The organism is Paenibacillus solani, from assembly GCF_050475945.1.
GTDB lineage: Bacteria > Bacillota > Bacilli > Paenibacillales > Paenibacillaceae > Paenibacillus_AQ > Paenibacillus_AQ solani_A.
The window spans coordinates 598,962-619,693 of record NZ_JBCMXJ010000015.1; the positions used below are offsets into that span (position 1 = coordinate 598,962).

The 20,732-nt window shown below is 46.5% G+C and carries 19 protein-coding genes and 1 pseudogene; 12 read left to right on the plus strand and 8 right to left on the minus strand.

The genetic code is table 11. The annotated features are described in order from the left end of the window. The first annotated feature begins 21 nt into the window (after nt 1-21). Together ABEQ74_RS17695 and ABEQ74_RS17700 are read left to right on the plus strand one after the other, a co-directional pair. Complete coding sequence (locus tag ABEQ74_RS17695; protein ID WP_430123428.1) at nt 22-1,329, plus strand: DUF1963 domain-containing protein; 1,308 nt, start codon at nt 22-24, stop codon at nt 1,327-1,329. Between the two features lie 132 nt (nt 1,330-1,461). Further along, on the plus strand, nt 1,462-2,943 hold the full coding sequence (locus tag ABEQ74_RS17700; protein WP_430123429.1) for a stalk domain-containing protein: 1,482 nt from the start codon (nt 1,462-1,464) through the stop codon (nt 2,941-2,943). A 64-nt stretch (nt 2,944-3,007) separates the two neighbouring features. Here the strand turns inward: ABEQ74_RS17700 and ABEQ74_RS17705 are convergent. Together ABEQ74_RS17705 and ABEQ74_RS17710 are read right to left on the minus strand one after the other, a co-directional pair. Beyond that, nucleotides 3,008-3,484, minus strand: a pseudogene (locus tag ABEQ74_RS17705) (LLM class flavin-dependent oxidoreductase); the annotation flags it as partial. Between the two features lie 42 nt (nt 3,485-3,526). Continuing rightward, complete coding sequence (locus tag ABEQ74_RS17710; protein WP_430123430.1) at nt 3,527-4,795, minus strand: MFS transporter; 1,269 nt, start codon at nt 4,793-4,795, stop codon at nt 3,527-3,529. Nucleotides 4,796-5,083: 288 nt separating this feature from the next. Between ABEQ74_RS17710 and ABEQ74_RS17715 the strand changes: the two genes are divergently transcribed. The 4 genes from ABEQ74_RS17715 (at nt 5,084) to ABEQ74_RS17730 (ending at nt 7,402) form a co-directional block, all read left to right on the plus strand. After that, entirely contained in the window at nt 5,084-5,665 is a 582-nt protein-coding gene (locus ABEQ74_RS17715; RefSeq protein WP_430123431.1) for a TetR/AcrR family transcriptional regulator, read from the plus strand. A gap of 91 nt (nt 5,666-5,756) precedes the next feature. Continuing rightward, nucleotides 5,757-6,263: an N-acetyltransferase family protein gene (locus tag ABEQ74_RS17720; RefSeq protein WP_430123432.1), complete on the plus strand. Its 507-nt coding sequence runs from the start codon at nt 5,757-5,759 to the stop codon at nt 6,261-6,263. Nucleotides 6,264-6,495: 232 nt separating this feature from the next. Then, a complete protein-coding gene (locus ABEQ74_RS17725) occupies nt 6,496-6,780 on the plus strand; it encodes an autorepressor SdpR family transcription factor (RefSeq protein WP_053492049.1) in 285 nt (94 codons plus the stop codon). After that, a complete protein-coding gene (locus ABEQ74_RS17730; protein WP_430123433.1) occupies nt 6,764-7,402 on the plus strand; it encodes an SdpI family protein in 639 nt (212 codons plus the stop codon). Before ABEQ74_RS17725 ends, ABEQ74_RS17730 begins: the two co-directional genes overlap by 17 nt. A 92-nt stretch (nt 7,403-7,494) precedes the next feature. Here the strand turns inward: ABEQ74_RS17730 and ABEQ74_RS17735 are convergent, their stop codons facing one another. Together ABEQ74_RS17735 and mgtE are read right to left on the minus strand one after the other, a co-directional pair. Next, nucleotides 7,495-8,478 (minus strand): glycoside hydrolase family 43 protein, encoded by a 984-nt coding sequence (locus tag ABEQ74_RS17735; RefSeq protein ID WP_430123434.1) that lies wholly within the window; start codon nt 8,476-8,478, stop codon nt 7,495-7,497. A gap of 200 nt (nt 8,479-8,678) precedes the next feature. Next, nucleotides 8,679-10,034 carry a magnesium transporter gene (mgtE, locus tag ABEQ74_RS17740; RefSeq protein ID WP_430123435.1) on the minus strand — a complete coding sequence of 452 codons (1,356 nt, stop codon included), beginning with the start codon at nt 10,032-10,034 and terminating at the stop codon, nt 8,679-8,681. Nucleotides 10,035-10,260: 226 nt separating this feature from the next. Between mgtE and ABEQ74_RS17745 the strand changes: the two genes are divergently transcribed. Both ABEQ74_RS17745 and ABEQ74_RS17750 read left to right on the plus strand, forming a co-directional pair. Then, nucleotides 10,261-11,181 carry an aldo/keto reductase gene (locus ABEQ74_RS17745; protein WP_430123436.1) on the plus strand — a complete coding sequence of 307 codons (921 nt, stop codon included), beginning with the start codon at nt 10,261-10,263 and terminating at the stop codon, nt 11,179-11,181. A 227-nt stretch (nt 11,182-11,408) separates the two neighbouring features. Then, nucleotides 11,409-12,365 carry a 3'-5' exoribonuclease YhaM family protein gene (locus ABEQ74_RS17750; RefSeq protein ID WP_430123437.1) on the plus strand — a complete coding sequence of 319 codons (957 nt, stop codon included), beginning with the start codon at nt 11,409-11,411 and terminating at the stop codon, nt 12,363-12,365. A 62-nt stretch (nt 12,366-12,427) separates the two neighbouring features. Here ABEQ74_RS17750 and ABEQ74_RS17755 read toward each other — a convergent pair whose 3' ends face one another. From ABEQ74_RS17755 to ABEQ74_RS17765, 3 genes are read right to left on the minus strand one after another with little or no spacing between them, the layout of a single operon-like run. After that, nucleotides 12,428-13,309, minus strand: coding sequence for a sensor histidine kinase (locus ABEQ74_RS17755; RefSeq protein ID WP_430123438.1), 882 nt, complete (start codon nt 13,307-13,309; stop codon nt 12,428-12,430). Nucleotides 13,310-13,365: 56 nt separating this feature from the next. Then, the gene (locus tag ABEQ74_RS17760) at nt 13,366-13,887 is read right to left on the minus strand and encodes a hypothetical protein (RefSeq protein ID WP_430123439.1); all 522 of its coding nucleotides are present in this window, start codon (nt 13,885-13,887) and stop codon (nt 13,366-13,368) included. Next, nucleotides 13,884-14,573 (minus strand): response regulator transcription factor, encoded by a 690-nt coding sequence (locus ABEQ74_RS17765; protein WP_430123440.1) that lies wholly within the window; start codon nt 14,571-14,573, stop codon nt 13,884-13,886. The genes ABEQ74_RS17760 and ABEQ74_RS17765 overlap by 4 nt, the downstream gene beginning before the upstream one ends. Before the next feature lie 337 nt (nt 14,574-14,910). Between ABEQ74_RS17765 and ABEQ74_RS17770 the strand changes: the two genes are divergently transcribed. From ABEQ74_RS17770 to ABEQ74_RS17785, 4 genes are all read left to right on the plus strand, one after another. Then, entirely contained in the window at nt 14,911-16,131 is a 1,221-nt protein-coding gene (locus tag ABEQ74_RS17770) for a DUF418 domain-containing protein (protein WP_430123441.1), read from the plus strand. Between the two features lie 407 nt (nt 16,132-16,538). After that, on the plus strand, nt 16,539-17,606 hold the full coding sequence (locus ABEQ74_RS17775; RefSeq protein ID WP_430123443.1) for a bifunctional 3-deoxy-7-phosphoheptulonate synthase/chorismate mutase: 1,068 nt from the start codon (nt 16,539-16,541) through the stop codon (nt 17,604-17,606). Nucleotides 17,607-17,914: 308 nt separating this feature from the next. Continuing rightward, nucleotides 17,915-18,217 (plus strand): ArsR/SmtB family transcription factor, encoded by a 303-nt coding sequence (locus tag ABEQ74_RS17780; RefSeq protein ID WP_054403680.1) that lies wholly within the window; start codon nt 17,915-17,917, stop codon nt 18,215-18,217. A gap of 141 nt (nt 18,218-18,358) precedes the next feature. Continuing rightward, entirely contained in the window at nt 18,359-19,561 is a 1,203-nt protein-coding gene (locus tag ABEQ74_RS17785; RefSeq protein WP_430123444.1) for an MFS transporter, read from the plus strand. A 170-nt stretch (nt 19,562-19,731) separates the two neighbouring features. Here ABEQ74_RS17785 and ABEQ74_RS17790 read toward each other — a convergent pair whose 3' ends face one another. Next, the gene (locus tag ABEQ74_RS17790) at nt 19,732-20,613 is read right to left on the minus strand and encodes a LysR family transcriptional regulator (protein WP_430123445.1); all 882 of its coding nucleotides are present in this window, start codon (nt 20,611-20,613) and stop codon (nt 19,732-19,734) included. Nucleotides 20,614-20,732: the final 119 nt, after the last annotated feature.

Below are 20,732 nucleotides of genomic sequence, written 5' to 3' on the forward strand. Positions count from 1 at the left end.
CAACGAAATAGGAGGATTATGATGACAGAACGGCTGCCATGTCGAAGCGATGGATGTTCAGCTACAATACTGCCGGCAACCGCGGCCAAAACCGGCGGGTATTGCATGCCGTGCAAGCAGGAGATGGAGCGTAAGGAACGGCAGCGTTACATCGAAGCACATCGGAGAGATGTCGACTTGTTTGAAGGGATTACAGATCCCGTGGAGGTCCTTAAGATCATGCATGCCCCGCTTAAACGGGATCCGTTGATTCGCTACATTCCCTATCCACGCAAAAGAGAGGAGGTATATTCGGCGTTATCTCCAGCCGAGGCCCAGCGAATGGTAACTATGGCCCTTGATCTGCTGGAAGCAGGTGATGAAGATACCTGCCAGGACATTCTTGTCTCCCTAGTCTGCTACCAGAACAAGTCGCTTGAATCCTATATCAAGGCATTGATGGAACACGATATCTATTATCCTGGCATTTTGTTTAAAGATGCGTCTGCCCATAGCAGGAACGAATTGCTGCAACGGGTAGAACAGGACAGGGATAATCGCAATCACCTACTGCTTGCCTTGGCTTGGATCGGGGATGATCAGGTCGTGCGCCAATTTCAAGAATGGCGGTCCGATCCTCCAGCTTGGGCAAAGGAACTGTATGTCCCGCCTGAAGCTTATGCGCGAGAAGGAGGCTGGGAACTCACGGAAAAAGGGAGCAAGCGGGACTTATACCACCGTGAGAGCTATGCCATAGAGAAAAGAGTGTTGTCCGAGACCCTGCGTTTAGCGTTATCTAATACGGAACCTGCAGAATTTCTAAGGGAGGATCCTGCTCGCTGTCCATGGTGCGGAAGCAGCCTGACTACTTTAGCGGATCTGGACATCAGCCATCCAAAGCTTCGATTCCTGGGGCTGCCTGGAGAGAGGCTGCGGGTGAACACCTGCGTGAACTGCAGCTGTTACGATACGATCTATATGGATGTGGATTTTCACGGGAAATCCGAATGGAGTCAAGCCAACAGTAGACAAGGTTATGAGCTGGAGCTAAGTTCCGATGAGGATGATAGAAGCTATACGGCGGCGGGGCAGTCCTTACGGCTGGCGGACAATCCTCGCAATAGCTATTATGCGGCCTATTGGGCACTGGGTTCGGCTGTTTCGCAAATCGGCGGCTACCCGGCTTGGATTCAGGACGCGGTATATCCACCATGTTCCTGCTGTTCCCAAAGCATGACCTTCATCGGCCAGCTGGATTGGGAACAGATCGAAGAGTACGGGGAAGGTATTTATTATATGTTTCTGTGTGCGGACTGCCAGGTAACGGCAACTTTGTTTCAGCAAACTTAAACAGCTCTCTTCTTCTAGTACAATTCCCTGGAATTTGGTTCAGGTATTTAGACATATCGTTTTTTATTCATCCTTCATTAGGTGTGGTATTATATACCATTAGAGAAAGATTTGAGAATGGAGGCCACATTCGTGAAGAAATTGAATCGTAAGGTAGCTTATATGTTAATGACGATCCTATTGATGGTCAATTGTACAGCGATAGGCACTGTTGCAGCTGAGAAGGCAGTCAATGGAGATTCCAGATCTAAACCGGTTAGTGTTGCAGGAGGCAGCGGACACGGCGTAGCTGCATGGTATGACGGTTCAGTTACCGCCTGGGGTTACAACAAGTCGGGTCAAGTTGGTGACGGGACAAGCATTCACCAAATGGTGCCTAAGCAAGTGGCGGGTCTAACGGATATCATTCAGGTGGCTGCTGGCAACCATACTTCATTTGCGTTGGACAAGAATGGTGACGTATGGGCTTGGGGTGAATATTACTCTCCCTATATTAGCGGAGATCCTTTATTGCCTTTCCAGAAGCGTGGAGGACTCATGAAGCTGGAAGGGCTTAAAGATGTAGCGAGTCTGGCTATTTCCAGCCATGGTTCAGTCGCATTGCATAAGGACGGGACGGCAACGATATGGAACGAGACTTTTGATCCGAATGATCCTACAAAAATGACGGTAAAGTACTTCCCTATCAAGGGAGTCACGAATGCACAAAACATCGTCGTCGCTGGACATGAGGCTCTGATTCTCGGCCGTGACGGCAGTGTTGGCATGATAACGGTATATAACAGCTTTTACGATCGATTCCGACTGGAAAGTGAGTTTCGCGAGGTTAAGCCGCTAGTCGCTTCCTCCATTACCGGAATCGCATCATATTGGTATGACGTGTTTCTGCTTGATAAGAATGGGACAGTGCTGCACTGGAATGTGAATACGAAGCAGAAAGCTCCGGTTGCGGTGAAAGGACTTAAAGATATCAAGGAGATCAGAACGGGGTACAACCGTTTATTCATGCTTAAGAAGGATGGTACAGTCTGGCAGTGGAATTATAACAACCCAGCAGCTAAGCCTTTTCAATTGAAAGGTTTGACAGGTATAACAGCATTATGGGGCAGCAAGGGACGTACAGGTTATGCAACCAATAAGGACGGTCAACTGCTGGCTTGGGGAGAAGAGCAATATCAAGGCAGCGGTTCACTTAACGAGCATGATGGGAAGCCAGTCTTGGTACAGCCTCCTTTATCTTGGACGGTAAATGGACAAGAGATTAGCTTCTACGGTTCATCTGCCGTTGTAAAAGGCAAACTGTATGTACCGTATAATAGTGTATTTGAAGCGCTTGGGGTAAAAGTAACGCGCGGACAATCTAATCCCGATCCAAAACATGGTAATTATCGATATCCAGTCTGGTCTTTCTCATATGGTGGCAACACCGTATCCATTAAGTCCAGTGACCCGGCGGTTGTATTGGTAAACGGTAAGGTGACGCGAGAGGACACCAACGTTCCATTTCTGTCCAATACGAGCATGTTTCCATTGGAGTTGATCACATCCAAGCTTGGCATCCCGATGTCCTGGAATAAGACGTCAGGTGAAGTAATCCTTGGGACAACTTCATAAGAATAGCGCGAGGAAGACACGCCCATGGCGTATCTTTTGCTTTTCTGGATAAAGCCACTCACATCACCTGAAGCCGTGATACATCATGACCAGCATGCGCCGCTGCTCTCTTATAAAGCTGCGCAAGCGGTTCAAAATTCATCGGGCTTCCGCCAATGATCGCTAGCATAAGCAGCAGCCCTAACAAACCTGCACGGATGGCGGAATTCTGTCTGCCTTCGCTGCCTATCCATACAGGCAAAGGGTTTTGAACAGGCCGTGGGTACACGCCTAAATTGTTAATTGCTGGTCGGTGTCCGCCTGTTCAGGTTACTTTATCGGATTCCTGGAGCTTAAGAAGCAATTTCAAGTGTTCTTCGAACGGCTCATCATAGTCATTCAAGTCATATCCGAACAATGGAAAAGATTCGATAAAAGAACCCCGTCCGGCTATAATCTCCGCACGTCCATTTGAAATACTATCCAGCGTGGCAACATCCTGAAATACACGCACTGGATCAGCTGAAGAAAGCACCGTCACCGCACTGGCCAACCGAATCTGTTACCAATCTCTATATGATTTCTCTCCTTTAAGTTGCAATCATTATCGTGATAAGTCATCCTTAGTACCTTTGGTCATAATCCAAAACACAAGCGCAAAAGCGCTGACTGAAGCCCCTAACACAGATACTCCATTCCAGCCGTACTTTGCGTAAACATGGGTCGAAGCAATGGAGCCTGCGGCACTTCCGATAGAATAAAAAATCATATAAGCGCCAACGAGTCGACTGCGTGCTTTGGGACGCAAAGCGAAGATCATGCTCTGATTCGTGACATGCACGGCCTGCACCGCCAAGTCCAGCAGAATAATGCCAATGACCAATGCGAACAGTGTCCGTTCTGTATAGCTGATGGGCAGCCATGATAGTACTAGAAGGAACAACGCGATTCCTGTCGTTCGCTGTCCATAACCTCGATCGGCTAGCTTGCCGGCCTTGGCCGCAGCCAAAGCTCCTACGACACCCACGAGGCCAAACGCCCCGATGGCTGTATGTGAAAGAGATAAGGGTGGCGCACTGAGAGGCAGCACTAATGGTGTCCATAAAATGCTGAAGACAGTGAAGATGAGCATAGCCAGAACAGCACGGATGCGTAACAGCCGTTCTTGTACGAACAGCATCAGTACGGACTTAAGCAGTTGAGGATAGGATATTGACTTATCCTCATGCTTTACATTTGGAAGTGCCTTGTATAATGCATAAATCACAAGAAGCATCAGTGCAGCAGAAGCCAGATAAACTGAACGCCATCCTGCAAGATCCTTCAAAACTCCGGCAACGGTTCGTGCCAGAAGAATGCCGATTACAATGCCGCTGGTTACTGTACCAACGACACGCCCTTGTTCAGCAGGGGCAGCTATGGTCGCCGCGAACGCTACAATGGTCTGCGTCACAACAGCAAGCAACCCGACCAAAGCCAATCCTGCAAAGAGCATGGAGCCGGAGGAAGCAGTCCCAACGATAACCAATGCTATCATGGAGACTGTCATCTGGCTGAGAATCAATTGGCGCTGATTCAGCAAATCTCCTAGCGGTACCAACAGAAGCAGTCCCAACGCATAAAAGACTTGAGTGGTGGTAATAAGAATTCCAATGATCGAATAGTCAATGCCAAACTCAAACGACAGCTGATCGAGCAGCGGCTGAGCGAAATAGATATTGGCAACCGATATTCCGCAAGCTATCGCAAACAGTAACGTCACGTAACGAGTTAAAGGGAGGCGAGCAACGGATTCTGCTGAGGTTACCGTCCCCTGTGATGTTTTCGCCCTAGTGTTGTTAGGGACCGCTTTTCGTTCTATCATCTCATCCATTTCTGAGCATCTACCCCTTTTGTTTTTTTGTATACCGATCGGTATGATATAACTCCCGATAAATATATCCTGCGATGATATTTCTTGTCAATATGTTAATTTTGAATGATTGGTGTAGTAACTTGTAATTGTTCTAACGTTGGTATGTATAAGAAAATTCGGGGTTTGACAAAAGAAGCAGTACATCATAAAATTATTTATACTGATTGGTATTTAATACGAGTTATTTACACGCCGTTATGATCACGGCATTCTCCTTAAACTAACAATAACGAGAGGTAATCCATTATGGGACGAGTTCGCGAATTTGATGAAGAGAAAGTACTAGATGCCGCGATGCAGCTATTTTGGGAGAAGGGATATGAGGCTACCTCATTAAGCGACTTGACTTCCAGAATGGGCATTCAACGGCCCAGTATATATTCAGCCTTTGGAGACAAAAAGGAACTGTTTGAAACAGCCCTGCGGAAGTATACGAGTTCGCGTGCTTCCGAGACGCGAACCAGGCTGCAAAGTCATCAATCGGTCAGGGAGGCGTTTCGAGCCTTTTTTGATAATGTAGTCGAAGAGGAATACTCCGATAGCCCCAGCCGAGGATGTTTCTGCATCAACACGATGGTCGAGCTTGCGCCACATGATGAGAAATTTGAAATTCTCACAAGGGAGCATCAGATGTACCTGGCCGTTATATTTCAAGAAACCATCGAACGGGGCATCCAATCGGGTGAGCTTGCGAGCGATACGAACGCCAAAGCTTTATCCCAAGCGCTCATCATATCGTTAATTGGTCTGACTGTGATGTTGAAATCCCGTCCGGACCGCTCATTCATCAACAATTCGATAGAGGTGACTCTTACATTGCTTAAATAGGATGTTTTCGAGCTGTATGGTCATATGTTGTTGCAGCGGTCAAAACATAGTAAACTGTTCTAAAAAAACAACAGTAGGTGCATCGATGAATATGAACATACGGATAGGAAACACAGAAGATCTTCAGGAAATCACGGCTTTGATTGCCCGCTGTGTTAAGGTCATGCAGGCTGGAGGCAGCGATCAATGGGATGATCAGTATCCGAACCGGGAAGTTATCGGGGGGGATTTACAGCGTGGAACGTTGTTTGTAGTTGAGGGTGAAGGCCGGATCTTGGGAATTATTGTCCTAGACGAATCACAGGATGAACAGTACCAGAACATTAACTGGAAGCAGATAGAAGGACCTCACTTGATGATGCATCGCCTTGCCGTTGACCCAGAAGCACAAGGACAGGGTGTGGCGCGAAAATTGATTGCCTTCTCCGAGGAATTTGCCTTACGTGGTGGTTACAAAAGCCTCCGACTGGACACCTATGCCAAGAATACGGCTGCGCTCAAGCTGTATCAAGGTTTGGGGTACGATCTGCGGGGGGAGGTGAATTATCCTGGGCGAGCCATGGGCTTCCCGGTATTAGAGAAGGTACTCGATAAATAGCCTTACAATAAGAAAGTCTGCTGAGGATTAGAGTTTATGCTGATCCGAGGTGGACTTTTGTTGTTTATTAAGGTATGAGCTGGATAGTTCCGGAAGTTCCTAGGATTGAGGTTTGTCAGTATGGTTTTTTGCCTCTATTTAGATTTTTTTCGAAATAGATATTGAAATCTGTATGGGATTGAGCGATAATGTATTTAGAAGAAATTCTAAATAGAAATACGGGTGATGCAAATTGGGGTTTCCTGAAACATTCAAGGCGTTATCTGATCCGGTAAGGCGCGAAATTCTGGTTATGCTTAAGCGCGGCAAAATGTCAGCAGGTGAGATTGGTCAGCATTTCGATATGACCGGCGCAACTATTTCGTATCATCTATCGCAGCTGAAGAAGGCTGGGCTGATATTTGAATCAAAATACAAGAATTATGTTTACTACGAAATTAATGTGTCGGTCTTTGAAGAAATTATGTTATGGTTCTCACAATTTAACGGGGGGAAACAAGATGGGGAAAAAGAATAGCTCCACACTCATTATGACCACGCTGGGATGTTTATTGCCGATTATTTTATCGATCACACTGTATGACCAATTGCCCGAACAAATGGCTGTTCATTGGAACAGCGCAGGCAACCCGGATAATTATTTACCAAAAGCTATAGCTGTGTTCGGGCTCCCGGTCCTCATGGCTGTGATTAACTTCGTTGTGCATATCGTCGTTAACAATGATCCTAAGAAGATGAACGCTGCTCCCGCAGTAAGATGGATTGGTTTATGGATGATTCCCGTATTGTCAGTTATTATCATGCCCGTTACGCTATTTAAGGCCATGGGTGCTGATCTGCCGATTGAGACGATTGCTCCGGCGCTTGTGGGCATTCTAATTATAGTAGTCGGAAATTATATGCCGAAGACCAAACAGAACTATACGATGGGCATTAAGCTTCCATGGACGCTGCATAATGAGGATAACTGGAACAGAACACATCGTTTTGCAGGTTATCTATGGATGATAGGTGGAACGCTCATCATTATGACGACATTTCTAAAGTTAAATATTGCTTTAGCGATCATCCCGATTGTGGTAGTGCTTGTAGTTGTTCCGACTGTATACTCGTATTCCATGTATAAAAAAGGTATGTAAATTATCTCTTCTTCTGGAAGCGGAACATTACAATTAACATATAGAAATAACAAGGCTGAACCCCGAATCCAGGGTTTCAGCCTTGTTTTGTTTTATTTACCGTACGGATCAATGGTTTGAATGGTGCCGTCCTCATTGTAGGTCAATTCCGTAAATTTCACGCTGCGTTTATTGTCTGCTCCTCCCGAAAGGGAGCTGTCATGATAGAAGAGGTACCATTTATCCTGGAACTGAACGATAGAATGATGCGTAGTCCAACCGATAACAGGTGTAAGGATCGTCCCTTTAAACTCAAATGGCCCCATTGGGCTTTGACTCGTGCCGTAGACGATTTTGTGCGTTGAACCGGTAGAGTATGACAGATAGTAGGTGCCCTTGTATTTGTGAACCCAGGGACCTTCAAAATATCTGCGTTCTTCATCTCCTGCTACAATCGGCTCGCCATTCTCATCGGTAATGGATATCTCCCGGGGAGCATCCTTGAAAGTAAGTATATCGTCACTTAGTTCCGCAACCCGCGGACCGATGGCAGGTGCATCAGCTGCAGGTCCTTCCGCATTCGGAATATGCGCTTCGGTCTGCCATTGCTCCAATTGCCCGCCCCAAAGGCCGCCGAAGTACAAGTAGGCTCGGTTATCATCATCAATGAATACGGCGGGATCAATGCTGTAACTTCCCGGAATATAGTTGGGTTCAGCCTTAAAGGGGCCAGAAGGGGAGGAGCTTGTAGCCACTCCTATACGGAATATATCGTCATGATCTCTTGCAGGAAAATACAAGTAGTAAGTGTCGTTCTTATAAGCGGCATCCGGTGCCCACATCTGTTTCTTGGCCCATGGAACATCCTTGATATGCAGTGCTTCGCCATGGTCCACGCATGGAGTATTCACATCATCCATTGAAAGAACATGATAGTCTTCCATGTCATATTGGTCCCCGTTATCATTGGATGTGTTCTCGTGATCGAGGTCATGGGAAGGATAAATATAAATCTTACCCTCGAATACGTGGGCAGAAGGATCGGCGGTATAGATATGAGTTACAATCGGTTCGTTAGGCTGTACGGGCTTGATCATCACGGTTCCTCCTTGATTCAATACATTGTAAGCGCTTCTCATGTTATTTTATCAGACGCTTATTGCACCTTAAACCTAAGAAAATTAGGTATTTCACCTAAAAATATTAGATCTTTTCTAATCAGGAAGGCCAAAAGAGACCTCCAGCACTTGCACCGAAAGTCTCTTTTACCAAGCAGGATTGCTATTTGTTCAGCCAGTTACATGTAAGACAGGAACATGGTCGCTATGCCGAAATAAATAACAAGCGAAAGGATATCATTAATCGTTGTGATCAATGGGCCTGAGGCAACAGCTGGATCAACCTTGAATTTATACAGGATCAATGGAATGATTGTGCCGGCCATCGTACCCACGATAAGCGTTGCAATTAATGAGCTTCCGACCACGAACCCAAGATACATATTGCCCTGCCAGAGGTAGGCGATCAGTGCGATCAGAATTCCGCATATTACCCCGATCATCAAACCGACCCTCAGCTCTCTGACTAACAGCCGGATTACCACAGATCTGGACAATTTCTTTGTTGTCAGTCCGCGCACAATGACAGCGAGGGACTGTGTACCGGTATTCCCTGTCATCCCTGCAATCATAGGCATGAAGAAGGCCAAGGCTACAACCTGGGCCAGCGTCTCTTCAAATCTGGAAATAATGGTCCCTGAGATCAGACCGATGAATAAAAGCAGAATCAGCCATGGCAATCTCCGATAAGCAGCAACGGTTGCTTTGGTGTTGAAATCAATGGTCTTACCTCCGGTGGCGTTCATTTTGCGAAAATCTTCATCCGCTTCCATGACGATGATATCGAGGACTTCGTCGACCGTAACGATGCCGACAAGCCGCTCATCCTTCTCTACGACCGGGATGGCAACCATATTGTATTTTTGGATAAGGAATGCCACTTCTTCCTGATCTGTATCCACGGGTACGGACAGAACGGGGCTGTGCATAATTTCCACGATATATTCGTCCGGCTCAGCCAGAATAAGTCCTCTGTATGAGACGACGCCCAGCAGCTTCCTTTCCTCATCTATCACATACAGATAGTTGATTGTTTCCGAAATGGAGGCATAGCTTTTTAGCTTATCTACCACTTCTGAAACGGTGTAATGCTGCGGAATCCACACATAACGGTTGGTCATGATCCGGCCTGCGGTTTCAGACGGGTACTCTATCATATTCAATACAAATTGGGACTCCTCTTCGCGCATCCCCTCAAGGAGTTCTGTTTTTTGCTGGATTGACAGGTCTTCGAGCAGAACCGCAAGATCCTCATTATTCATCCAATCCAACACGAGAGCTGTTTTTTCTTTACCCAGCTTGTGGAACAAGTCAATTTGCTTGTCGTGATCCATAATCAGGATCAAGTCCGTAAGCTGTTCCACATTAAGAAACTGTAAAAAATGGAACTGTTCGGTGTCGCTTAATCGGCTATGTACGAATGCCAGATCAGTAGGAAGAAATTCATGAATGATTCTCTGAAAATCATTGGACGTCTTTGCTTTCAGACTTTCTTTAATTACAGGCATTCGGCGTTCTATCGTACGAGAATTCATGCCAAGGGCCCCCTTTCTTATTCCGAATGATGATAGTGAAAGAATCGATGACGTATAATAGGGTTCACCATAACAATTGCTTATTAAACAGTCAAATCTTTAGTGAGAGAACGAAATTATGATGTTAGGCGAGAGAGAGTGCCAGTTACCCATATTTGCAAACGGTTTCAATTTCAAATAAGATATAGGCGCGTAGTGTATAAATTGATGAGTAGGGGTGAGTTCAGTGAAATACAGACGTCTTGGGAAAACCGATTTACGGGTTTCGGTAATAGGTGTAGGAACATGGCAATTTGGCGGTGACTGGGGAAAGGATTTTAATCAAAAAGAAGTGGACGCCATCTTGAACCATGCGAAGGAACGCGGAATCAATTTGATCGATACGGCTGAGTGCTATGGACCTCACCATATGTCCGAAAATTTCATCGGAGATTTCTTGTCGCGTGACCGCCGGGAGGATTGGGTCATTGCTTCGAAGTTTGGTCATCAGTGGCACGCAAAGTGGGAAAATGCTTGGGACGTTAATCAGATCCAGCTTCAGCTGGAGGAATCCCTTAAAGCACTCCGCACGGATTACATCGATCTGTATCAATTTCATTCCGGCTCGGATGAAGTGTTCAATCAAGATGATATGTGGACGATGCTGGATAAGCAGGTTCAGGCGGGAACGATTCGCAATCTTGGCATTTCGATCGGCAGCAACCGCAATATCTATCAAACCGACAGGGCTTCAGAGCTAAATGCCAAAGCGATTCAAGTGGTGTATAACCGTTTGGATCAAGCGCCGGAGGAAGAGGTCTTCTCTTCATGCATAAAGCAGGATCTTGGTGTATTGGCGCGTGTTCCGCTTGCGAGTGGCTACTTAAGTGGTAAATACAAGCCGGGGACGGTATTCAGTGATAATGTACGTAAGAACCGCGATCAGGATGAGATTGATATGAAGCTGAAGCTCGTGGAAGAGATTAAGAAAAGTGAAGTGCCGGAAGGCGTGAATATGGCACAGTGGGCCTTGGCCTGGTGTTTGAAGCATCCGGCGGTCAGCTGTGTAATCCCAGGTTGCAAAAGTGTGGAGCAGGTAGAGAGCAACGCAAATGCTGTGGAGTTGGACATGGTGAGGGAAGATCACCCTAGCGCTTGGAAATCCTGAAATGACAAGATGACTGCAAACCTACAAAACACGCCTTCGAAGGCGTGTTTTTTGTATTTCAGCGCCAAGTCTTCCAGCTTGGTCAAACAGGATATGTCATAGAATTCTGCCGTGCTGTGAGATGACATAGACCCCAATTGAGAGAGTTTGTTATAGTTAGGTTATCATGCCTATTGTTTAATACAGAAGAAGAGAATGATTATTCAGGATGTTCAGGGAGGAACCAGATGAAGGCTATAAATAAACTTAGTATACAAGAGGAAATTGTCGGTTTTTATTTATTAAAAGAATTGAATATGAGGCAGACCAACGGTACACCGCCAAAGGATTACTTCGATATCATCCTTGCGGATGCCAGCGGGCAAATATCGGCGAAATACTGGGATGTGACGGTTCAGGACAAGGAAACATTTCTGCCGATGCAATTAGTCAAAATTCAGGGTACCGTTCTGAGTTATAGGGATCAGCCGCAGGTCAAAATCAGTCGGATTCGCAAGGCCACCGAAGCAGATGGCGTTTCCCTAACCGATTATGTGCGGGCTGCACCGATCCGTCCCGTTGACCTGGTGCATACGATTAATCTGACCGTGAATGAGATAAGAGAGCCGCAAACACGAAGCATCGTGCAGTACTGTGTCTCGAAGGTAGAAGAGAAGCTGATGCATTATCCAGCAGCGAAAACCTATCATCACGCCTATTACGCAGGACTTGCCTATCATATCGTCCGCATGCTCGAAATCGGCGATTTCATCTGCAAGCAGCGGCCATTCTTGAATCCGGATTTGATCAAGGCGGGTATTATCCTCCATGATATCGCCAAGCCGGAAGAGATGATCGCACAGATGGGTGTCGTTACGGACTATAGCAACCATGGAAAGCTGATCGGGCATATAGCTCTTGCCTCCAACTGGATTGTGGAGGCCGCCATTTCGCTGGATATCCCGCTGGAATCCGAAGTTGTACTAGGTTTGCAGCATCTCGTGCTTTCCCATCATAATCTGGGAGAGTGGGGGAGTCCGGTCCAGCCGCAAACGGCCGAAGCCGTAGCTCTACACCACATCGACAATCTGGATGCCAAACTGCAAATGGTAGAAGATGCACTGGATACAACAATTGAAACGGAGCCTTGGACACCGATGATCCGCGGGCTTGATAATAAGGCAATATATCGGTTGAAGGTATAACGATGAGGCCCCCTTGATCCATTGGATCATAAGGGGGCCTCTTTATTTTTGCAGGGGGACGATCATGTTTCTTGGATGGGCAAGGTAAAACGAACGGTTGCCCCGCCAGATGGATTATTCTCCGCATAAATCTCTCCTCCATGATGCTGAATCAGCAGCTTGGCAATATACAATCCAAGACCTGAGTGTCCTTTTTGCCTGGAGGAATGACCCTCCCCTTGATAAAACTGCTTGAATACCTGCTGCAGATCTTGCGTCTCTCCAAAGCCTGTTCCATTATCTGAAATAGCCATTAACACCTGCTGCCTGGTGATTTCAATCTGCCATAGAATTACACCGGTTTCAGGCGACGCATACCGAATACTGTTGGAGACAAGGTTATCGAGGACCTGAATGATGCGATACGGATCGAGGATAACAGGAGTTTTGAGCGTTCGGTTATCGTTAATTTCAGTATGAAAGGCGATGCATTTGTCCTTGCATAATGCGGCGTATTCGGGTGTTTTATCATTCGCCAATTCCTCAATATCTACGGGGAGCGGCTGAAGACGGAACGACATCTTCTCAAGTTCTGTTATGGTGTTCATATCCTGCAGCAGTTTTGAAGCACGAATGGTATTTCGCCTGATCACTTGCAAATATTGTGCTCTTTTGGCAGCATAGAATTCACCCTTCATCTGCTCCATGCCCTCGACATGCCCTTGAATAATCGTAAGCGGTGTACGCAGGTCGTGGGCAAGTGCTGCAAACATGGTGCTTCTTTCTTGTTCCAATCTCCACTCCCGCGTTATGGATTGCTCCAGCTCCTGACGCATGTCTTCAAAGGCATTCGTCAGTCGGTTGACTTCCGTTATAGATGACGTTCCGGTCATAGAGAACCGTAAATTTCTCGTCTTAATCATTTCAGCTCCTTGCAGCAGCTGCTGCAAAGGAGTGCTGATCATCCGGCTGAACCGCCTTCCAAATATGAAGGTGAACAAAATGATATACAGAAATGGCGTTAAAAAAAGGTTAGGAACCCTATGGTTACCATAGGATTAAGCGCTGGATCATCTGCAGTCACTTTGAGATTGTATCCCAGCAGAAGAGCACCTATGAATTCTCCATTTTGGGATAAAACGGGCGTGTATTTAACAACCTGGTTGAGGTTGCTGTGCGTCTGGTTCAAGCGCGCTATTATTTTCTGCCCGGTGAGTGATTCTTTAATCTTGAGATCTCCGTACAGAGTCTCACCTGCAGGTGACACAACAAGATAGTTCATGCCTTGGGAAGGGATGAGCTTCTCTAAACTTGCCTGCCCCTGCTTATCCATGATAGAATCGCCGCGGGTTTTCGCGTACTGTGTTATGGCAGGAATTTTCGTTTCGTAATGATTCGCCGGGTGCGCAACGTTATGGTTGAACAAGTAGCCGAGCAGCAGCGCTAGAAATCCCCAAGTCAACAGAGTAGCCACTAAACTGAAGGTCAGAATGGAGACGAAGTGTCGGGCAAACGTATTTTTTATGGAACGTTGTTTGGTCATTTGGGATCCCATTTGTAACCGATGCCCCATACCGTTTGAATATAGGTACGGTCTTGTGTGTGAGCGGCCAGCTTAGCCCGGACTTTCTTGATATGCTCCGTGATCGTGGAATCGTCACCCATCGCATCGAATCCCCATAATTTCTCATAGATTTGTTCCCTGGAAAAAACCTGGCCCTGATGCATGGCCAACAATTCTACGATCAGATACTCTTTATTTGTAAGAGGAATGTTGTGTCCATTGCAATTCACGGTATGTCCTTTGCAATCAATCGTTAAGGATGGGAATCGAAGGACACCTTGTTCTATTTGCATATGGATTCTCTGCTCTCTCCGCAGATGGGCATGGATTCTAGCTTTTAATTCAGCGAGGCTGAAGGGTTTAAGCAGATAGTCATCTCCGCCCGCGGCCAAACCTCTAATACGGTCCACTTCACTCTGACAGGCGCTTAGAAATACAATGGGACATTGCGTTGTTTCCCTAAGCTGTTCGCATACTTCAATGCCGTTCATCTCAGGCATCATCACATCGAGTATTATCAGCGAAGGCTGCTGTTTGCTCTGGATTAAGGCATCCCGCCCGTTAGCGGCAGTCAATACATGGTAGCCTTCTAGCTCCAGCGAATCTTGTATAAAAGCAATGATTTCTTCTTCATCATCCACCAATAGGATCGTTTCGTTTGCCATACCCGTACACCCTCCAAGAACTAGCTATAAAAATGTCTATCTTGTTATTGTACACATCATTTCTAAAGAATGAATAAAGAAGTGGACTTAATATTCTGTAGATCAAGCACCACTACGCCTGCGGATCATTCTTCCGATCGCTGTTGCCCCCAGATTTCTATCATTCAATTATTAATTGTTGAAATCCGGGTGCAAAGGCGACCGCTGCCGCTTCTTCAGAACGATTCCGCCTGCTCCGTTGAAGTAGGACACTTATACTAACAGCAAGATTTAAATCTTTATCCTTTCTTTATGATTGTACCTTAATCTGGGAGCATCATAATTAGGGGGTACGAGAATGGCATTGAACTCACAATCAAGAATAGAGCTGATTGACAGCTTGAGAGGGTTTGCACTATTAGGCATATTCTTGGTCAACATTTCCTTTTTCACAACATCGCTGCAGACGATCTCATATGGGGTTGATTTATGGTCTGGCTGGTATAATGAGCTTGTTTTGCTGCTGCGCGGGATTGTCATTGACGGCAAATTTGTACTCATTTTCTCTTTCTTGTTTGGTTTTGGGATGGTATTGATGCGGGAGAGTGCTCAGGCAAAAGGAAGAAGCTTCAACCGTATTTATACCCGAAGATTGACGGCGTTGTTATTGATTGGATTGCTCCATGGGATCTTCATCTGGTATGGAGACATTCTGACACACTATGCGTTAATGGGCTTTCTCCTCATGCTGTTTCAGCGCTGCAAGCCGAGAACATTGCTGATTTGGTCATTGTCACTGCTGCTGATTGTTCCAATCCTGGTGACGGGTGCAAGTCTGTTGAGTGACTCAGCAAGTCAGGCTTTTGACCCGGTAAGCCAAGCGGATGTTCGGCAGATAGGAGTCTATTATCAAGAGCGGGATGCAGCCATTTACGGTGCGGGGACGATGACCCAGATTATCATTCAGCGGGTAAATGATTACATTGGCTCCATCTTTAATATGCTGCTATTTTATCCGCAAATATTAGGCATGTTTTTGATGGGGGCTTATTTCTGCAAACGCCGGATTTTACATGATGTTCAGGAGAACCGGAAGGGAATTATACAATTGCTCATCATTGGCGGAGGCATAGGACTTGTCCTTCAACTTGTATTATCGCTGGTAAAAGGACTTCCGTTCTGGGGCGAAGCAGCAGCTTTGTTCGTAGGCGCGCCACTTCTGGCGCTGGCCTATATCGGAGTGTTTGCACTTTTATACCAAAGTAACCTCTGGAAGAAAGGACTCCATTGGTTTTCCTACCCAGGGAAAATGGCCTTCACGAACTATTTGTTACAATCGGTCCTGTGTGGATTGATCTTTTACAGCTACGGCTTGGGATGGTATGGAACGATCGAGCCAGTCTGGCAAATGGTGATCGTTGTCGTTATTTTTGCTCTGCAAGCGGTGTTTAGCCGGGTATGGTTAAAGCTTTTCCCAATCGGACCGCTCGAATATGTGTGGCGCCTGTTCACCTATTGGGGAAGCCCGCTGAATCAAGGGCGGAGAGGGCAGACCCAGCCCTTGCATGAAGCAAAATGAAATACATCTTCACTGCATCAAAGCATGCAAGCTTTAAATAAAACTCTTGCATTTCTGATCCGGGGTGTAATACAATGCTTCTAAATTCAACACGATATGTTTAAACAAGCGATGATGGAAAGAGTAAGCGAAGGAACATTCCTGACAGGAAAGGGCTGCCACCGACTGAGAGCGCCCGAGAGAAGGTTTCCCGCTGAAGTTCATTCCGGAGCTGGTATTCTGAAACGCTGCATGTTTCATGCAGGCGCACGTAGGTTTACCCGTACCCTTGCGTTAAGAGGTTCAAGTGAGATGTGTTTGTTTTTTTCGACATATCTAATAAGGGTGGTACCACGACTCCTCGTCCCTTTCCGGGCGGGGGGTCTTTTTGTTTTTATATACTAGAAAATATGAGGGAGAGATTGTGAATGACTCAACGTTTAGAACAATTAAGATCGGAGCTTGATACCGTTAATCTGCAACTGCTCGAGCTGTTGTCGGAGCGGGCGAGAATCGCGCAAGAGATCGGCCAGGAGAAGCAAAAACAGGGAGTGCCCGATTTTGATCCGGTTCGTGAGAAAAAAATGCTGGATACCCTGGTGGAGCATAACCAAGGACCTTTTGATAATGAGACTGTTCGTCATTTATTTAAACAAATTTTCCAGGCATCGCTGAAGCTGCAGCAGGTCGATCATAAGAAACATCTGCTGGTCAGCCGAAAGAAGAAACAGGAAGATACACTGATTCAACTGGGCGACACTGTAATCGGTGGCGGCGCACCGGTAATGATTGCAGGACCATGCTCAGTTGAAAGCTATGAACAAGTACGCCAGGTTGCGGCTGCCCTGAAGGAAGCAGGTATAACCGTCATGCGCGGAGGTGCGTTCAAACCGAGAACATCCCCTTATGATTTCCAAGGACTGGGGGTTGAAGGGCTGAAAATCCTGAAGGAAGTGGCTTCTGAGTTCGGACTGAAGACGATTAGCGAGATCGTGGATCCTGCGCATATTGAGCTCGCTTGCGATTACATTGACGTCATCCAGATCGGAGCGCGGAACATGCAGAACTTCGAGCTGTTAAAAGCAGCGGGTGACGTTAAGACACCGGTGCTGTTAAAACGCGGCCTCGCAGCTACGATTGATGAGTTCGTGCACGCTGCGGAGTACATCGTATCCCGCGGGAATACGCAAGTAATGCTGATCGAACGCGGCATTCGGACATACGAAAAGGCGACAAGAAATACGCTGGATATCTCGGCGGTGCCGATTCTGAAACAGGAAACGCATCTTCCGGTGCTGGTGGATGTGACGCATTCTACAGGCCGTAAGGACATTCTTGCTCCTTGTGCCAAGGCTGCGCTGGCTGCGGGTGCAGACGGTGTCATGGTTGAGGTCCATCCTGATCCGGCTACCGCACTTTCCGATGCAGCACAGCAGTTGAATATTCCGGAATTCCATGATTTCCTGGCTAGCGTGAAGAAGTCCGGATTGCTGTAATAAGCGAAATTACGGAGATCTTGCATGCTATAAGTACGGCTTTCTGATCGAAACGCTTGTTTGTTCGACTATTCGTTCTGAGAAACACTCTTGAAAACCAAAGTTAGCTCGTCGGCATATAGTCGACAGTCATCCAAGCATGCCCCGAACATGCATCATGCGCACAAGGAGAAGTCCGCACGATGTACAAAGAGCATACAGTGGAAGACCATGACATCGAGTTATGGTCTTTCTTTATTAAGTGATTGATCAAGGGAACGGCAGAGAATAGGTTTGACACATCGATATTTTTCGATATAATGATACGTATGAAACCAATCGAAGTTTTTAAAGCATTGTCTAATGAATCGAGGCTTGAAATATTGAATTGGCTCAAGGATCCGGAACAACATTTTACACCCCATGAAGGGATTGATATGAGGAAAGTAGGGGTATGTGTAAGCCAAGTGACAGAGAAGCTGAATATGACGCAGTCCACTGCATCGCAATATTTATCGATTCTGCATCGGGCAGGTTTGATCCAGACGGAGCGGCTTGGGAAATTCACATATTACAAGCGGGATGAAGATGCTATTCGGGAAATCGTCGAGTATTTGAAGCAAGAAATATAGCTCAGGAACTGAATATTCTTTACGACATAAGGAATATTCAGTCTATTTCTGTATAATACATCGACATATCGTAATATGTACTTCTTTTGGTTTATATATCGACAATTTATAATATGTAAATATAACAGAAGGAGTGGAATCATGACTAGTGCTTGGAAGATTTATTTATTGGCAATCGTCAGCTTTCTAGTGGGAACATCGGAATATATTGTATCGGGAATTTTGGATAAAATTGCGGATTCGTTAGGAATTACAATAACAGCAGCAGGTCAGCTTATTACGATTTTCTCACTGGTATATGCCATTATGACCCCTGTACTTATGGCATTAACAGCTAGGGTGGAAAGACGGAAGTTGTTGGTTTACTCTTTGGGCATCTTCGTGATTGCCAATATTTTGTCATTTGTTCTTCCGGGTTATGTCCCGTTTGTGATCGCGCGAGTTGTTATGGCGATTGGAGCAGGAATGGTAGTTGTTACCGCACTCGGAATTAGCGCCGAAATTGCGCCGCCGGGCAAACAAGCGAGTTCGATCGCCACTGTCATTATGGGATTCACGGCTTCTCTCATCATAGGCGTCCCTCTTGGACGTGTCGTGGCAGCTGCTTTTGGTTGGAAATCGGTGTTTGGGTTGATTGCCATTCTGGGTGTTATTTCAATGTTTATCCTCAATAAGACGGTGCCAAAAATAAAAGGAGATGCTCCCGTTCCGTTGCTCCAGCAATTCGCACTGCTCAAGAAGCCCAAAGTGGCACTTGGCTTGGCAATCACATTCTTCTGGTTGGGTGGATATTCGGTTGCCTATACTTATCTGTCTCCTTACCTGCTTAACGTCAGCGGCTTGAGCGAAAAATGGATCAGTCCAGCTCTGTTTGCCTTTGGTATTGCCAGCCTCATCGGATCTAAGCTCGGTGGCTTCAGTACAGACCGGTGGGGAGTATCTCTTACATTGTCCGGGGGGATGCTGCTGCATATTGTCGCATTGATCGTACTGACCTTCACTCATGCAGCGGCATCTGTCATTCCCGTGTTTATTATTCTTGTGATATGGTCGTTAGCTGCTTGGTCATCCGGTCCGACACAGCAGTATAACCTAGTCCAGCTCGAGCCAGGTTCATCCGGAGTCATGCTTGGCTTGAACCAGTCGATGATGCAGCTGGCTATGGCTGCAGGAGCAGGGATCGGGGGGATCGCCATTGAGAAAATATCCTTATCGTCGACTGCCTGGATTGGTGCTGCGGGCGTTGCGATCGCTATGGTCGTATCGTTTGTGTTGTTCCGATTTAGGAAACAGGGGAGCACGATCACGCAGAAAGTTGAACAATCGACGGGCATGAAGCAGTGACCCTTTAGCTACCCTGCAAAACATGGAATTGGACTTCTATGAGAGTATGATACGCTTAATCACTGCTTCACGGCTTCATATTTCACAGAGAGAATTAAGAAACGAACCTGTCACTGGTTCGTTTCTTTTTTGTGAGACGATGCAGGTCTTCATGTTAATTGTGCTGCCCTTTAAGGACTGGTACAAGATACGCTTGTTATCATGTCAATAAAGTTCAGAGCGGTTCTGGAGATATGATGATCCTTCAGCCAGATCAAAGCAGTGGAGGCGGTGGCGGGGATATCCTTTATATGAACGGCATGAACTGATTCAGGCAAAGATTGTTTGATCAGAGTTTCGGGAACGATCGCCATGCCAAATCCCGAATCGACCAAGCGCAGCAACAGCGAAATGTCGGAGCATTCGGCAACGATGTTCGGCTGGAGCTTCTGCTCCGAGAAAGCCATGTGGATTGTATAGTATACGCCAAGCCCCTCCGTACTGGGCAGAATAAGCGGATACTTCGCGATATGGGAGAGCGATATATCGTGTTCGAAAGCTGGATCTGCTGTAAGCATATAGTAGGACTCGGTCTGCAGATGAAGGATCGAGAAATCATCCAATTCCAGTGGGAGGCGAACGATGGCTAATTCGAGCGATCGGTTTCTCACGAGCTCGCAGAGCTGATACGACTCATTTTGCTGAATTTTATACGAGACTTGGGGATATCGTGCTTTGAACTTATGCAGCCATGACGGCAGCTCAACCGAGGACAGTGTATTGATTCCAAGACGGAGCGTCCCCTTGTCGCCAATTCCGACCTCTTGAACCTCAGCTTTGGCTTCTTCCAAGAGCTGCGTCATCTGGAGTGCATATTTGTACAGGGTTTTACCGGATTCGGTAATTTCCAGCCGCTTTCCTCTGCGATAAACCAATACAGCTCCCAGCTCTTCCTCCATAGCCTTCAGCTGCTGGCTGAGAGGCGGTTGGGAGATATGAAGCCGGTTTGCGGCAAGGGAGATCGTACCTTCCTCCACAATGGCAATAAAATAACGCAGCTGTCTGATATCCATAAGATGTCGCAATCCTCCTTGTATATGAAAAACCTTAGTAAGTTCAATTTTTTAAGTATTTTTCATATGGTTCCGTCTCATGTTAGCATAATCATATACACGATAGAAAGAGGAGGGCG